This is a genomic window from Mesorhizobium sp. CC13 (assembly GCF_039907765.1).
Taxonomy (GTDB): domain Bacteria; phylum Pseudomonadota; class Alphaproteobacteria; order Rhizobiales; family Rhizobiaceae; genus Aminobacter.
On sequence record NZ_JARDJI010000001.1, the window covers coordinates 303,319 to 319,020 of the forward strand.

Annotated in this window: 6 protein-coding genes; 1 reads left to right on the forward strand and 5 read right to left on the reverse strand. The window is 69.9% G+C overall.

Going from position 1 to position 15,702, the window contains the following annotated elements; translation table 11 throughout:
- Positions 1–6: 6 nt before the first annotated feature.
- From PV773_RS01455 to PV773_RS01465, 3 genes are read right to left on the reverse strand one after another with little or no spacing between them, the layout of a single operon-like run.
- Positions 7–1,128, reverse strand: coding sequence for a hypothetical protein (locus tag PV773_RS01455; protein ID WP_347964621.1), 1,122 nt, complete (start codon positions 1,126–1,128; stop codon positions 7–9).
- Complete coding sequence (locus PV773_RS01460; RefSeq protein ID WP_347964622.1) at positions 1,121–1,828, reverse strand: 4'-phosphopantetheinyl transferase superfamily protein; 708 nt, start codon at positions 1,826–1,828, stop codon at positions 1,121–1,123. The genes PV773_RS01455 and PV773_RS01460 overlap by 8 nt, the downstream gene beginning before the upstream one ends.
- The gene (locus tag PV773_RS01465; RefSeq protein WP_347964623.1) at positions 1,825–6,348 is read right to left on the reverse strand and encodes a MupA/Atu3671 family FMN-dependent luciferase-like monooxygenase; all 4,524 of its coding nucleotides are present in this window, start codon (positions 6,346–6,348) and stop codon (positions 1,825–1,827) included. The genes PV773_RS01460 and PV773_RS01465 overlap by 4 nt, the downstream gene beginning before the upstream one ends.
- Positions 6,349–6,764: 416 nt before the next feature.
- On the opposite strand from PV773_RS01465, the gene PV773_RS01470 reads away from it, so the two are divergent.
- The gene (locus PV773_RS01470) at positions 6,765–13,202 is read left to right on the forward strand and encodes an SDR family oxidoreductase (protein ID WP_347964624.1); all 6,438 of its coding nucleotides are present in this window, start codon (positions 6,765–6,767) and stop codon (positions 13,200–13,202) included.
- Between the two features lie 179 nt (positions 13,203–13,381).
- Here PV773_RS01470 and PV773_RS01475 read toward each other — a convergent pair whose 3' ends face one another.
- Positions 13,382–14,830: an amidohydrolase family protein gene (locus PV773_RS01475; protein ID WP_347964625.1), complete on the reverse strand. Its 1,449-nt coding sequence runs from the start codon at positions 14,828–14,830 to the stop codon at positions 13,382–13,384.
- Between the two features lie 44 nt (positions 14,831–14,874).
- Complete coding sequence (locus PV773_RS01480) at positions 14,875–15,564, reverse strand: GntR family transcriptional regulator (RefSeq protein WP_347964626.1); 690 nt, start codon at positions 15,562–15,564, stop codon at positions 14,875–14,877.
- Positions 15,565–15,702: the final 138 nt, after the last annotated feature.

Sequence of the window (15,702 nt, forward strand, 5' to 3'; positions counted from 1 at the left end):
GGCCGCTCAGCCCGCCTCCGCCGGCTCGAGCCCCGGCACCCCGCGCCGCAGCGACCATATCAGCCGAACGGTGTCGCGGATGCGCTTCGCCCGGGCCACGACATATCCCCGCTCCGGCCGGGTGTAGGTGCGTTCCATGTAGCCGGTGTAGGCGATGACGAAGCGTGCCGGCACGCCCTCGCATCCGCCGTCGGGGCCGAATGCCTGCCGTACCCGCCACTGGGCGACGAGCTCCAGCGCAATGGATCTCAGGCTTTCCGCGCGGGCCTGGTCGAGCGCAGCCGGCACTGGCGCCGTGGCCGCCTCGTTGCCGAAAACCGTCGCATAGGCGGCCACGGCGACGAAGTAGTTGCCGAGCTCGGTCAGGTGCACGCGATCGGTGAACAATGCGGCCGTCACGCCCTCCGCGGCCAGCCCCTCGAAGCCCGCGACCGGCTGGGCGGAGGTGAGGCGCGCGACCAGTTCGGCGAGCGCCAGCGACGCCGGGATGAAGCGGATGCGATCCTGCCGGTCTTGCCCGGCCAGCTTGCGGTTGATGCCTTCCACCAGGCATTGCCAGACCGGCGAGGCGGCGCGCTCGTAGTCGATCCAGTCGCCGGGGGCGGTAAGGTCGGAGAGGTCCGCCCAGGGCGCGAGGAAATAGCTCATGCCGCGCGGATTGCCGGCCATGAACCTGTCCTGCAGCTCGCCCATGTAGGTCGCGGTGCCTTCGCTCAGCATCGCGTCGAGCACCCTGTGCCATTCGGTGACGATGAGCACGTCGTAGCGGCGCACTGCCAATTCGGCGATCACGTCGATCGGCTTGCCGTCGCGGCCGACCCCCGCGCCGTAGCCCGAGCCGGGCGGACTGCCGTCCGGCCCCAGCGTCCGCTGCCGGATCGACGAGCCGCCGATGTGCTGCCGTTCCCAGGTGAGGCGTCGGCCGCTCGCGGCCGCGATCGCCTCCAGCATGTCGGGGAAGGGCCGGTCGGTGAGGCTGTGCCCCGAGACGAAGAACTGCCCCGCATCCGCAGCCACCACGGGCGCCGTGCCGAGGGCGGGTGCGACGGCCTTTGCGGTCATGCCGAAGCTGAGCGCGGCAAAAAGCACGCCGGCTATGCCGTGGCGGGCCAGACGCCGGTCACGCATGCTGCGCAGCCAGGCCGGCCGCCCCCTGCCGGCACCCGCCGGCGTGCTTGAGCGTCATTGCCGTGACGACATGGTCGCGTCCGATCGCCATGCGGCCGGCCAGTTGTTCGCCTCTCGAAAACGGCCCGGCATCGGCCTCGAAGCGGGCGACGAACGTTCCGGAGGCAAGGTCGAGGCGCACGGACATCGCGTCGAACCCGAACAGCTTGCCCGAGAGCGGGTACTGGCATTTATAGGCGCATTCCTTGGCGCTGAAGACGGCGCGCGCCAGCAGGCCGCGGCGCCCTGCGGGCTGGGCGGCCAGCCATGCGCGCTCGTCCGCCGTGCAGATCTCCTCGACCAGTCCGGCGTCGAGCGGCAGGGCCGGCTCGATGTCGAGGCCGACCGACAGGTAGCCGTCGGCGCTGCGGGCGACCGCCGCCACGCACCAGTCGGCGCAATGGCTGATGCTGCCCGTCGTGCCCGCCGGCCAGGCAGGTGCGCGGTCGCCGCCGGCCGGAACGGCTGCCGGGGCGAGGCCGAGTTCGCGCATGGCCGTGCGCGCCAGAGCGCGTCCCGCCATGAATTCGCGCCGCCGCGCCGCCGATGCCCTGGCGATCGCTTCCTCCTCGCCGGGCAAAGGCGCGCCCCAGTCGCCGCGCGGGTCGCCCTGGGCGACCGCGACGTCCGGTTCGAACAGCCGGGCGAGCGCCACGCTCATCCCGTGCCGCGCGGCCGCATCAGTGCCGCCCGCCTGTCGCCGAGTGCCGCCCTGCGCATGGCGGCGCGGTCCGCCACCTTGCTCAGCCGGTCGTCCGCCTTGCCGCCCTGCGCAAGATGCTCGGACAGCGCCTTCACCGTCGGGAAGCGGAACAGGTCGGTGATGAGCATGTCCGGGGCGATGCCCGCCTTCAGTTCGCGATGCGCCTGTACCGCGAGCAGGGAATGCCCGCCGAGTGCGAAGAAGCTGTCCGACAGGCCGACCCTCTCTATGCCGAGGATGCGGCGGAAGGTGTCGGCGATGGCGCGCTCAACAGTGTCCGTCGGCTCGACATAGGCGGCAGCGATGGCCGGCGCGGCGACCGCGTCCGGCTTCGGCAGCGCCTTGCGGTCGACCTTGGCGTTGGGCGTCAGCGGAAATGCCTCCAGGGTGACGAAGTGGACCGGCACCATGTAGTCCGGCAGCGTCCTGGCAAGCGCCTGCCTGAGCGCATCCTCGTCGATCCGGCCGCCCGTCTGGCGCAGATAGGCGACGAGGCGCACGTCGTCCTTTCGGTCCTCGCGTGCCATCACCACGACCTCGGCGATGCCGGGGAAGGCCGCGATGCGCTCCTCGATCTCGCCGAGTTCGATGCGGTAGCCGCGCACCTTCACCTGGTGGTCGGCGCGGCCGAGGAACTGCAGCGTCCCGTCCGCGGTGAAGCGCGCCAGGTCGCCTGTCCGGTAGAACCGGCCGCCGGCGAAGAGGTTGGCCAGGAAGCGCTCGGCGGTGAGGTCCGGCCGGTTGTGGTAGCCGCGCGCCACCCCGTCGCCGCCGATATAGAGTTCGCCCTGAGTGCCGGGCGGAACCGGGCGTTGCGCGGCGTCGAGGACGTAGAGCTGGGTGTTGGCGATGGGCTTGCCCAGCGGCACCACCCCTTCGCCCACATTGGCGGGCGTTGTCGACGACCAGATCGTCGTCTCCGTCGGTCCGTACATGTTCTCGACGCTCGCCGCGGTCGTCTTGCGCAGGTCCGCAAGCAGCGACGACGGCAAGGCCTCGCCGCCGATGAACAGGTGTCGCACCCTGGCCAGCGCGCGCCGGTCGTCGTCGTTCATCAGGAACATGCGCGCCATCGAGGGCGTGCACTGCAGGTGCGTCACGCCGTGGCGTTCGATCTCCTCGGCAAGGCTGCCGCCATCGGCCGCCTCGTGCGAAACGGTCGCACGCGACCGCGCCACCACGTCGGCCAGCGGCACCAGCCGCTCGAGCACCAGTTCGCTCGCCACGCCGAAGTCGATCAGGCAGGCCACCTCGTCGACGCCGATGGCTGCCACCTGTTCGATGCGGTGCAGCGCGTCCTCGACTGTGCCGAAGAGGCCGCTGTCCTCGAAGTAGCGCAGGAAGGCAAATTCGAGGATCGCGTCGAGTTCGTCGGCCGCCAGCGACTGCAGGTCGATGTCCATCGGCTGCGCCACGCCCTGCGGCTTCTTGAACGCCGGGAAGGCCCAGGCATACTGCTTGATGAGGGCTGCGGCGCTGCGCAGATAGTCCTTCATCGGCTCGCGCGCCTGCCGGCGCACCTCCTCGCGGTCGGCGCCGACAAGCGTGTGCAGCATCAGCGTAACCTTGTGGTCGGCCGGGTTGCGTCCGGCTTCCACCAGCGCCTGCCTGTAGATGCGGATCTTGTCGGCGAGCTCGTCGACCGACTGGCCGAGCAGGTGGGTGAGCACGTTGGCGCCGAGCCGGGCGGCCTCGCGGTAGGTTTCCGGATTGCCGGCCGTGGTCACCCACACGGGCAGTTCCTTCTGCACCGGCCGCGGCTGCGTGACGACGCCGACCTTGCCGCTGCCGAAATCGAATTCGACCTTCTCGCCGCGCCACAGCTTCCGCACCGTCTCGATGTCGCGCAGCATCGCCGACTTGTTGTGCGGCGGCGCGTTCTCCGGCCGCAGCACGAAGTCCTCCGGCATCCAGCCCGAGGCGAAGGCGAGCCCGACGCGGCCGTTGCTGATGTTGTCGAGCACGGCCCATTCCTCGGCGACGCGGGCCGGATGGTGCAGCGGCAGCACGCAGCTGCCGGCGCGGATCGACAGGTTGCGCGTCACCGCGGCGACGGCCGCGCCGGTCACCGAAGGGTTCGGATAGGGGCCGCCGAAAGCGTGGAAGTGGCGCTCTGGCGTCCACAGCGCCTGGAAGCCGTGCGTGTCGGCGAACTTGGCGCCCTCGAGCAGCAGCCGGTACTTGGCGGGGCCGGCGCCGTCGTCGTTGCCCCAGTAGAACAGGCTGAAGTCGAGCTGCTTGTCCCGAGCCGCCCCGCGCCCCTTGTGGGCCTTGACCTCGCTCGAATGGATCACGACCTTGAAGCCGCGCGTCAGCGTCCAGAACAGCTCCAGCACCGAGATGTCGAAGGACAGGCTGGTCACCGCCAGCCACACCGGCTGGCCGCTTTCCGGCACGGTGACGCGCTCGTCCATGCCGGCGAAGAAGTTCGCCACGTTGCGGTGCTCGATCATCACGCCCTTCGGGCGCCCGGTCGAGCCCGAGGTGTAGATCACGTAGGCCAGGTTGCCGGACGTCGCCGGGCTTGCCGGTCTGTCCGTGCGCCCGCCGGCTTCCAAAAGATCCTCGATGCAGACCAGCCTGGCGGTGTGGACCGGCAGCGCGCCCTTGAGCGCGCGCTCGGTCAGCACGATCGGCGCGGCACTGTCCTCGACCATCAGCGCCAGCCGGTCGCCGGGGAACATCGGATCGAGCGGCACATAGGCGCCGCCCGCCTTCTGGATGGCGAGCGCGCCGACGACGAGTTCGACCGAGCGCGATACGTTGAGACCGACCATGGTGTCCGGGCCGACGCCGAGGGCGATCAGCGCATGGGCGACGGTGTTGGCCTGCTCGTCGAGCTGGCGATAGGTCAGCTGGTCCTCGCCCGCGGCCACCACCACCGCGTCCGGCGTCCGGTCGACCTGCCGCTCCACCAGCCGGTGCATCAGGGCGCCGCGGTCATAGTCGCGGGCCGTGTCGTTCCATGCGTGCAGCACGCGATGCTGCTCGTCCTTGGTCATCAGCGGCAGCTCGGCCAAGGTGCCGCTGCCTTCCGCGAAGGCCCTGGCGAGCACCGAGAGACGCAGGGCGATGTCGCGCGCCTGCGCCTCGCTCATCCGCGCCCGGTCGAACTGCAGGGCATCGGTATCCGCGTCTTCGCCGAGGGCGAAGGCCAGCGCGCAGCCCGCGGGCAGCGCGTCCCGTTCGCCGGGGCCTTCGACCAGCCCGATCGTCAGCCGCGGTTCCTTGAGGCCGGGGACGCGGCGCGTCAGGTCCGACAGCCAGGCCCCGCGGTCACGCGCGGCGGCGATGGCGTCGGCCACCTGGCTTTTGAAAGCGCCCAGGCTCACGTCGTCGGCAGCCTTGAGGTTCAGCGGCGATATATCGGAAAAATAGCCCGGGAAGGCGGCGGCGTGCGCCCTGGCCGCCTGGCTGGAAAAGGCCAGCGACGCCTCGGCCTGGCCTGCGAGGCGGAGCACGAAGGCGGCGACGGCCGCTATCCTCGCGTCGCGGTCGAGCGTGCGCGGCAGGTCGAGCGGAATCGTCGCGACATCCGCCGCCTGGCCCGCCGTCCATGGCTTGATGTCGAGGAGGTCGATGTCCTGCGCCGCGGCGATCGCCGCCTGCGCTTCCGCCTCGTGGCCCGCGGCCTCTGCCACTGCCCCGGTCAGCTCGCGCGAAAAAGCCTCGTCCATGCCGGGCAGCACCATGCCCGGCCGCAACGCCGTCCACAGCGGCTCGCCGTCGCCGATGCGCGACGCCTCGACCAGCACCGCAGCGTCCGCCGCCGCGATCACCGCGCCTTCCGGCGAGACCGACATCACCGTGCCCGGCGCGCCGTGCGGGGCATCGCCGGTGACGGTCAGCCCGCTCACGGCGTAGAGGCCGCTTTCGGCGCGCAGTTTCGGCGTGACCAGCGGATTGGCGTATCCGGCGCCGAAGTCGAGCGCTCGCACCAGCCGTTCGAGGCTGTGGGCCGGCTGGTCGAAGCGAAGCGTTCCAGCAGCTTCGGGGCGCTGCTTCCTGCCGAAATAGCTGCGTCCGGCGAGGTCCTGCGGACGTCCGGCGAGCGTTCCGCGCTCGATACCGTCGAGCAGTTCGGCGAAACTGCCAATCCCCGCCTCGAAGCACTTGGTGTTGAGCATCAGCGCGGTCTCGTCCGGTGCGATGTCGAACATCCGCTGCACGTAGATTGCGCCCTGGTCGACGCCGGAGGCCAGCGCATGCCAGGTCACGCCATGCGTCTCCTCGCCGTTGAGGATCGCCCAGGCCGGCGCGTTCAGTCCGGCATAGCGGGGCAGGGGGCCGTCGTGGAAATTGGCCGCGCCCATCCTTGCCTTGCGCCACACCGATTCGGGAATGAGCCTGAGGTTGGCGGCGCTGAACAGCCAGTCGTAGCCGGTGCCGTCAAGCTGGCGCGCAAGGTCCTCTCCCCAGCCGGTCGAATGTATGCCGCTGCGTTCGGCATAGCCGCGGATGCTGGGGCTCTCGGTCACGATCGCGCAGATTCGGTGTCCGCGGCCCCGCAAAGTCTCGGCGCATTGCACCAGAAGCGACTCGTCGCCGATCAAGACGCAATCGAAGTGTCCGTTAACCATGTCGTGAGACCGCCCCTGTGCTTGCCCCGAATGCAGTGGCTCTTATACTGGCCAGCGTAAATGAACGTTATGATGGTGCCTGGAATTATCATCAGCATCGTAACAGCTGGTTAAGTCAGTTGCTTTGGGTCCTGCCCATAGTCCTTGCTCTGCACCATCGGACGGGATTTCCGGCGCCGTTTAACGGCATGTTCAATTTTCCCGGCGATACGAAGCACATGGGGCGCTAAGTGGGGTGGTAAGGCTGCGGGGCGCGTCCTGCGCCTCGAAGATTCCTGGACCGCGACGGATGGCGCCTGCAGCAGGTACAAGCCATGACCGATAGTCCCGACCAGTTCTCCCCGAACGACATCGCCATCGTTGGCATGGCGCTGCGCGTTCCCGGCGCGCGCGATGTCGGCCAATTCTGGGCCAATCTGCGCGACGGCGTCGAATCTATCCGCGATCTCACGGAAGAGGAACTGCTGGCGGCGGGTGAGCAGCCGGGCCGCATCCACCATCCCAACTACGTGCGCCGCACCGCCGAGCTCCCGGCCATGGAAATGTTCGACGCCGAGTTCTTCGGGCTGAGCCCGAAGGAGGCGGCGATCATGGACCCGCAGCACCGCCAGTTCCTGGAATGCGCCTGGGAGGCGATGGAGGATGCCGGCCGCACGCCCGATTCCAGCGGCGGCCCGGTCGGCGTCTTCGCCGGCTGCGGCATGGGCAGCTACTTCTACTTCAACGTCTGCAGCAACCGCCAGCTGGTCGACCAGGTCGGCATGTTCCTGCTCAGGCACACCGGCAACGACAAGGATTTCCTCGCCACCCGCGCCTCCTTCGCCTTCGACCTGCGCGGACCGAGCGTCAACATCCAGACCGCCTGCTCCACCTCGCTGGTGGCGGTGCATTCGGCCTGCCAGAGCCTGCTTGCCGGCGAGTGCGAGATGGCGCTGGCCGGCGGCGTCACGATCGACCTGCCGCACCGCCGCGGCTACATGTACCAGGAGGGCGAGATCCTTTCGCCCGACGGCCGTTGCCGCGCTTTCGACCACCGGGCCGCCGGCACCGTCTTCGGCAGCGGCGTCGGCGTGGTCGTGCTGCGTCGCCTCTCCGACGCGATCGCCGACGGCGACATCGTCCACGCCGTGATCAAGGGCACGGCCGTCAACAACGACGGCGCCGGCAAGGCCGGCTATCTCGCGCCCAGCGTCAACGGCCAGGCCGAGGCGATCATCGAGGCGCAGGGCCTGGCCGGCGTCGACGCCGGCTCGATCCAGTATGTCGAGTGCCACGGCACCGGCACCTATCTCGGCGACCCGATCGAGATCGAGGCGCTGACGCAGGCGTTCCGCCAGGGCACCGACCGGACCGGCTTCTGCCGCGTCGGCTCGGTCAAATCGAACATCGGCCATCTCGACACGGCCGCCGGCGTCGTCAGCCTGATCAAGGCCTCGCTCGCGGTGAAGCACGGCGAAATCCCGCCGACGCTGGGTTTCGAGAAGCCGAACCCGGCCATCGCCTTCGAGCGCAGCCCGTTCATCGTCAACGACCGGCTGACGCCGTGGCCGCATACGCCGGGCCCGCGCCGCGCCGCCGTCAATTCGCTCGGCGTCGGCGGCACCAATGCGCACGCCATCATCGAGCAGGCGCCGGCGCTGTCCGCCGGCCGCGCCGCCGCCGAGGACGCGCCGCAGCTCCTGGTCTTTGCCGCCAGGAGCCGCAAGGCGCTCGACCAGGCGACCGTGCGGCTCGGCGCTGAAATGGTCCGCCGGCCCGATCTCGGCCTGGGCGACGCCGCCTACACCCTTCTTGCCGGCCGCAGGCATTTCGAGCATCGCCGCGTCGTCGCCGTGCGCGACCGCGCCGACGCCGTCGCGGTCCTCTCCGATCCCGAGAGCAAGCGCGGCTTCACCCATTCGGCGCTCGACAATGCCTCCGGCCCGGTCTTCCTGTTCCCCGGCGGCGGCGCCCAGCATGTCGGCATGGCCCGCGCGCTCTACGACGGCGACCAGCGGTTCCGCGCGACCGTCGACGAGGGCATTTCCTATCTCGATCCTGCCGCGGCGGCGGAGATCCGCCGCGTCTGGCTCGACCGGGGCACCGACCGCGCCGAGGCGGAGGCCGCCTTCCTGCGGCCCTCGGTGCAGTTGCCGGCGATTCTGATCGTGGAGGTGGCCGTCGCCCGCTGGTGGATCGATCGCGGCGTCAAGCCGTCTGCCCTCATCGGCCATTCGATGGGCGAGAACGCGGCCGCCTGCATCGCCGGGGTCATCAGCTTGCGTGACGCGGTCAACCTCGTCCGCCTGCGCGGCGAACTGTTCGACACGGTCGAGCCGGGCGGCATGCTGAGCGTGCCCCTGTCGGCCGCCGCCCTCGCCGAGATCATGCCGCCGGAACTCGATCTCGCCTCGGTCAACGCGCCCGAACTCTGCGTCGTCTCGGGGCGCAACGAGGACCTCGACGGCTTCCGGGCGGCGCTGCGCGAGCGGGGCATCGACGCCTCGCGCATCGCCATCGACATCGCCGCCCATTCGCGCATGCTCGAGCCGATCCTCGGCCGCTTCGAGGTTTTCCTGCGCGGAATCCGGCTGAACGCGCCGTCGATTCCCATCGTCTCCAACCTCACCGGCACCTGGCTGTCGGAGATGGACGCCCGCGATCCGCTCTACTGGGTCCGCCACCTGCGCTCCACCGTGCAATTCGGCAAGGGCATGGGTCTTCTGGCGAGCGAGCCCGGCCGCGTCTTCGTCGAGGTCGGGCCGGGCCGGGCGCTGTCGTCGCTGGTCAAGCTGCAGCCCTCCATTGCTGCGAACCAGGTGATCAACAGCCTGCCGCATGCGGAGGACGACAGCGACGACCGCGTCCACCTGCTCGCCGCACTCGGCCGCGCCTGGGCGGTGGGGCTGGACGTGCCGCTCGAGCGTCTATGGGAGGGCACCGGCGCCCGCCGCGTGTCGCTGCCCACCTATCCGTTCCAGCACCAGCGCTATTTCATCGAGCCCGGTGCCGCTGCCTCGGCCGAGGCGACCGAGCAAGTGCTGCGCAAGCTGCCCGACATGGCCGACTGGGGCTTCAGGCCGACATGGCGCCAGTCGGTCGCCGACGTCGAGATCGACGCGGGCGCGGAGCCGACCTCCTTTCTCGTCTTCCTCGACCGGGCAGGCTTCGGCCGGCCGCTGGTCGAGAGCCTGCGCGCCGGCGGCCACCGGGTGGCCACCGTCGAGGTCGGTGACACTTTCGCGCGCAAATCGACGGACGCCTATTCGGTCTGCCCCGAGGACGGCCGCGCCGGCTACGATGCGCTGCTCGCGGCAATCGCCGCCGAGGGCGCGCTGCCGCAGCGAATCCTGCATCTTTGGCTCGTCACCGCCGACGAGAGCCATCGGCCGGGCTCGAGCTTCTTCAACCGCAACCAGGAACAGGGCTTCTACAGCCTCGTCCATCTCGCCCAGGCGCTCGGCGACGCCGGCGCGAGCGACTTGCAGCTGACCGTCGTCAGCAACGGCATGCAGCGCGTCGGCGACGAGCCTCTGCCCTATCCGGAGAAGGCTACGGTGCTCGGCCCCGGGCTCGTCATCCCCAAGGAGATGCCGGGCACGAGCGTTCGCCTGATCGACCTGCAATTGCCCCGCGCCGAAGCCGCGCGCGGCCCGTTCCGCCGCACCGCAGCGCAAGGGCCGGCGGCGATGGCGCAGATCCATGCGCAGCTGCGCGACGACCTGTTCGCCGCGCCGGCATCAGAGGTCGTCGCCTATCGCGACGGCCGACGCTGGACACGTGGCTATGGCAGGCTGCCGCTTGCCCCGGCCGGCGAGGGCCGCCAGGGCTTCCGCCGCCAGGGCGTCTACATCGTCACCGGCGGCCTCGGCGACCTGGCGCAGGTGATGGCGCAGGGCCTCGCCGACGAGTTCGACGCCCGCGTCATGCTGGTCGGGCGCAGCCCGCTTCCGCCCCGCGGCCAATGGCCCCTGATCATGCGCACCCGCGCGCGCTCCGACCGCCTGCGGCAGGCCATGGAGCGCATCGTTGCGCTGGAAGCTGCCGGCCACAAGGTCGCCTATACGGCGGCCGACGTCGGCAACCCCGAGCAGATGGCGGCGGTGGTTGCGGCGACCCGCGCCGAATTCGGCGAGATCAACGGCGTCATCCACACCGCCGGCGTGGTCGACGACGACCTGCTGCAGCTCAAGTCGATCGACGCCATGGAAGCGGTGCTCGCGCCCAAGCTGCACGGCACGGCGGTCCTCGACCGCGTCTTCCGCGACGTGCCGCTCGATCTCTTCGTGCTGTTCTCCTCGACCAGCACCGACACCGCCCCCGCCGGCCAGGTCGACTATGTCGCCGCCAACGCCTATCTCAACGCCTACGCCGAGAGCCGCGCCGGGGATACCGGCCGCAGGACCGTCGCCGTCCACTGGGGCATCTGGAACGAGGTCGGGCTCGCCGCCCGCGCGGTCGGACGTTCTGGCCTGGCGGCGAGCGACGAGCCCCGGATGGATGCGGCCCGCGGGCCGTTCTTCCGGTCCTGGGTCGAGGATGCCGAGGGCACGCCCTGGCTCGAGGCCCTGATCGGCCCGGCCACCCACTGGCTGCTCGACGAGCACCGCATGGTTTCGGGCGAGCCGGTCCTGCCCGGAACCGGCTATGTCGAGCTCATCGCCCAGGCGCTCGGCGAATACGGATTGGACGCACGCGCTTCGATCGAAGACCTGGTCTTCCTGCGGCCGCTGGTCGTGAAGGACGGCGCCACCAGCACCATCCGCGTCCGCATGACGCCCGAGGCGGACGGCCATCGCATCGAGGTCACGGCTTCGCAGGCGGGCGATGCGTCCTTCGAGACCTTTGCCGAGGCTTTCGTGCGCGGGCTGCCGAAGTCCGTTCGTAGCGGTTCCGAGATGGCCGAAGCCGCCGGGCGCTGCGTCGTCGCCGAACGCGCCGAAGGGGCGGATGCGCTGCCATCGGTGCAGGCCCCGCATGTGCGCTTCGGCCCGCGCTGGCAGGTGCTCCGCTCCGTCGCCTTCGGCCGCGCGGAGGCCTTTGCCGAACTCGCTTTGCCGCAAGCCTATCGCGGCGATGCCACGCTGCTCCATCCGGCGCTGCTCGACATCGCCACCGGCTTCGCCATGCGCCTCGACCCCGAATATGACGGCTCGGTCCTATGGGCGCCGATGTCTTATGGCCGGATCGCCGTCCACGGGCCGCTGCCGGACCGCGTTTCCAGCTGGGTCCGGCTGTGCCGCGGCTTCGAATACGGCAAGGGCTATGTCGCCTTCGATGTCTCGATCGCCGACGCCTCCGGTCAGGTCCTCCTCGAAATCCAGCGTTTCGTGATGAAGCGTCTCGACAGCGACCTCGGTCTCGTGGCGCCGCGTACGGCGGGGAACGCCGCCGCCGCCGACGACCATCGCCAGTCGCCCGCCGCGCTGCAGCTTGCCGCCCAGGTGAGCCAGGGCATTCTTCCCGGCGAGGGTTTCGAGGCGCTCCGGCGCGCGCTGGCGACCGGCCAGTCGCAGCCGATCGTAAGCTCGATGGATCTCGAAGCCTTGCGCCGGCGCGCTGCCGTGCCGGCCGTGGCCGCGCCGCAGGGCGGTGACCAGTTCGAGCGGCCGGAGCTCGACAGCGACTATGTCGCCCCGCGCAACGACATCGAACGCACGCTCGCCGGTTTCTGGAGCGAACTGCTCGGCGTCGACCGGATCGGCGTCGACGACAGCTTCTTCGACATCGGCGGCCATTCGCTGATCGCCGTGCGCCTGTTCCGCATGATCAAGAAGCAGTACGCCGTCGACCTGCCGATATCGGTGCTGTTCGAGGCGCCGACCATCGCCGGCTGCGCGCAGCTGATCGCGAGCCACCTGCCGTCCGGCGAGGGCAGCGGCTCCGGACCTTCCCAGGTCTCGCCGCCTGCGGAAAAGCATCTGCATCTGGTGGCGATGAGCGCGGGCACGAACCCGTCGGCACCGCCGGTCTTCATCTGCGCCGGCATGTTCGGCAACGTGCTCAACCTGCGCCAGCTCGCCATGCGGCTCGGCGTCGACCGGCCGGTCTACGGGCTCCAGGCGCGCGGCCTCTATGGCGACCAGGAACCGCACGCGACCTTCGAGGAGATGGCGCGCGACTACCTCGCCGAAGTCCGCAAGGTCCAGCCCCGCGGTCCCTATCTGCTGGCCGGATTCTCGGGCGGCGGGCTCGCCGCCTACGAGATGGCGCAGCAGCTGCGCGCCGAGGGCGAGGAGGTGGCGCTCGTCGCCATGCTCGACACGCCGCTGCCGACCCAGCCGCGGCTCAGCGCCTTCGACCGGTTGCAGATGAAGCTGCAGGACCTGCGCCGCCACAAGCTGTCCTTCGTCACCGGCTGGATCCGCGACCGCCGGCGCTGGCAGGCCGAAATGCGCGACAAGCGCGAAGCCGCGGAGGCGGAAAACGCGGGCAGGCAGTTCCAGAATGCCAGGATCGAGGCGGCGTTCCGCGCGGCGCTGCTCCGCTACGACCTCAAGCCCTATCCCGGCAAGCTGCTGCTGCTCAGGCCCAGGCTCAACATCCTTTACAGGTTGAGCGGCGGTCGGCGCCTCCAGGAGGGTCGCAACGTCGCGCTCGACGACAATGGCTGGACGCCATACGTGGCCGAACTCGAAGTGCAGGAGGTGGCGGGCGACCACGACAGCATGGTGCTGGAGCCCTATGTCCGCGTGCTGTCCGATCGGCTGCGTCCGCGCCTTGCCGCGGCGCTGTCCGACGAAAGCGGGCGGCTGCGCATCGCAGCCGAGTAGGGGGCAAAGGCCGGCGCCTCTCGCTTGCGCGAGTGCCGGTGGGGCGCCGGCCAGGCAGGTTCTGAGGGAGACCCGCCGCAGCTAATCTGCCACAGCGGCGGCGGCAGGGTAGTAGCTCCTTCGAGCTATGCGAGGACGGGCAGCGCGTGCGACCCGTCCGCAGATGCCTGCCGCAGCGCTCAGCTTGCCGGCAAGGGCTGCCGCGCCAGCCGCCAGAACTCCTGCGGCTCATCGAGCAGGTGCGTGAGCCCGGTGCGCTCGAAGGCGAGCGCGGCCTGTTCGGCGGCGTCGTCCAGGATCGCGTTGGCGTCGAGATGGTCGGCCTTGCGGCCGCGCATCAGCACCCGGCCGTTGACGATGACGGTGTCGACGTCGGCGGCATTGGCGAAATGGGCGATGCGCGTCACCGGCATCACCGGCGGATAGAGATGCGGCTTGCGCATGTCGACGAGCACGACGTCGGCCTTCTTGCCGACCTCCAGCGAGCCGATCTCATGCTCCAGGCCCAGCGCCTTCGCGGCGTCGATCGTCGCCATCTCCAGCGTCTTTCCGGGCGGCAGGTAGGCAGGGTCGCGGAAGTGGCGGCGGTGGTAGTGCATGCACTGCGCCATGTGGCGGAACATGTCGTAGCCGCGGTCGGGGGCTGCGGCGTCCGAGCCGAGGCAGACATTGATGCCCGCCTCGATCAGCTCCGGCACCGGGCAGCGGGCATAGACCGACATGATCGCCGAGGGGTTGTGGATGATCGACGCGCCGGTCTCCTTGAGCGCGGTGAAATCGTCCTCGGTAAGGTCGACGCTATGGCCCAGCAGCGCGAACTTACCGAGGACGCCGAGATCGCGCGCCAGCGCGACCGAGCCGTCGCGGTGGCCGTCCTGGGTGAACAGGACGTCCTTGCGACGGCGCATATCCATGACCGCTTCACCCATCGCCATGACCTGCCGGCGGTCTTCCGCCTCGGCCACGTGGCGGGCATAGTAGACCGGCATCACGAGGCAGATGCCGGTGCCGCGGCCGAGCACGTCGTTCCAGCGGTCGATCAGCGTCTCGCTGACCTCGAGCTGCCTTTCGAACGACACCTCCGTGTCGTGCCACGCGCCGTCGCCGCCGAGCGTGCGGTAGCGGCGCGGGAAGGGCGGCCGGCCCGGCCCGACGGCGAGGAAGGTGCGCAGGCCCGCCTCGATCGTCGCCTCGCAGTGGGCGTCGCCCGAGGCCGGGTCGTCGGTGCGGTAGATGTCTGCGCCGCCGCCCAGCAGCGTCATCGCCGTGGTCACACCGCCGCGCAGCCTTTCGAGCTGCACCATGCGCGCCTCGGCGCGCCAGAAGGCCGGCGTCGAGCCGCGCGCATAGATCTCCTCGCAGGCCTGGAACCAGGTGTCGACGCCGGCGCCCGCATTGCGCACCAGCCCGTGGCCGGCATGCGAATGGTTGTCGATCAGGCCGGGCATGGCCACCATGCCGGTGGCGTCGATCACCTGCTTGGCACCGGCCGGCTCCGGGTCGCGCTCCGTGCCGATGGCGCTGATGCGATCTCCGGTGATCGCCAGCCAGGCGCGGTCGAGCACCCGCCGGTCGGGATCGACCGTCACGGCGGTCACGTTGCGCACGAGGATGTCTGGCTGCGCCATGTCAGTCTTTACCTTTCGAAAATGGGGCCTTCGGGGGCTGTCGCCTAGAGGCCGAGGATGTCCTCGAGGTCGCGCGCCACCACCCGCTCGCTTTCGAGGTCGAGCTGGTTCTCGATATGGGCGAGGTGGTGGTGCATGACGGCGAGCGCCTTCTTGGCGTCGCGCGCGGTGATGCTGTCTACGATCGCCGCATGCTCGTCGGGGCCGCAGCTGAGCACGTCCTTCTGCTGGTACATCGCCATGATCAGCGAGGTCCGCGAAATCAGGTCGCGCAGCAGGCCCGCAAGTATCTGCGACTGCGCCAGGTCCGCGATCAGCAGGTGGAAGGCGCCCGAAAGGCGGATCGCGGTGGCGACCTCTCCGCCCGAATGCGCCTTGCGCTCGTCGTCGACGTGACGGCGCAGCCGCTCGATGCCCTCGGCGCCGATGGTCGAGCACAGCCGCTCCACCAGCCGCTCCTCGATCGTGCGGCGGGCGAAGAACACGTCGCGCGCTTCTTCGATGGAGGGCTTGGCGACGAAGGCGCCGCGGTTCGGCACCAGCGTGATCAGCCCGTCGCGGGCAAGGTTCTGCAGCACCTGGCGCACGCGCGCCCGGCTGACCGAGAAGATGTCGGAGAGCTGCTCTTCCTTGAGGCGCGTGCCCGGTCCGATCTGCCGCTCGGCGATCGCGTCCCAGATTTTCTCGTAGATCTCCTGATCGGTGACCGGCCGCCTGGCGGCTTCAGCGTCCATCCAATCCTCCTCCCGCAGGCCAAGATGACGACCTGCAGCCTATTCAATCCCATTTGCCGCACAAGTCAACAAATTTGTCGACAAAGATTGTTGACAATATGAAACGATAATGTCAGCAATAACTGGAAGAGCCCGGAG

Coding starts and splice junctions, on each gene's coding strand:
- PV773_RS01455 (WP_347964621.1), bottom strand. CDS start 1,128: ATGCGTGACCGGCGTCTGGCCCGCCACGGCATAGCCGGCGTGCTTTTT.
- PV773_RS01475 (WP_347964625.1), bottom strand. CDS start 14,830: ATGGCGCAGCCAGACATCCTCGTGCGCAACGTGACCGCCGTGACGGTC.
- PV773_RS01480 (WP_347964626.1), bottom strand. CDS start 15,564: ATGGACGCTGAAGCCGCCAGGCGGCCGGTCACCGATCAGGAGATCTAC.
- PV773_RS01470 (WP_347964624.1), top strand. CDS start 6,765: ATGACCGATAGTCCCGACCAGTTCTCCCCGAACGACATCGCCATCGTT.
- PV773_RS01460 (WP_347964622.1), bottom strand. CDS start 1,828: ATGAGCGTGGCGCTCGCCCGGCTGTTCGAACCGGACGTCGCGGTCGCC.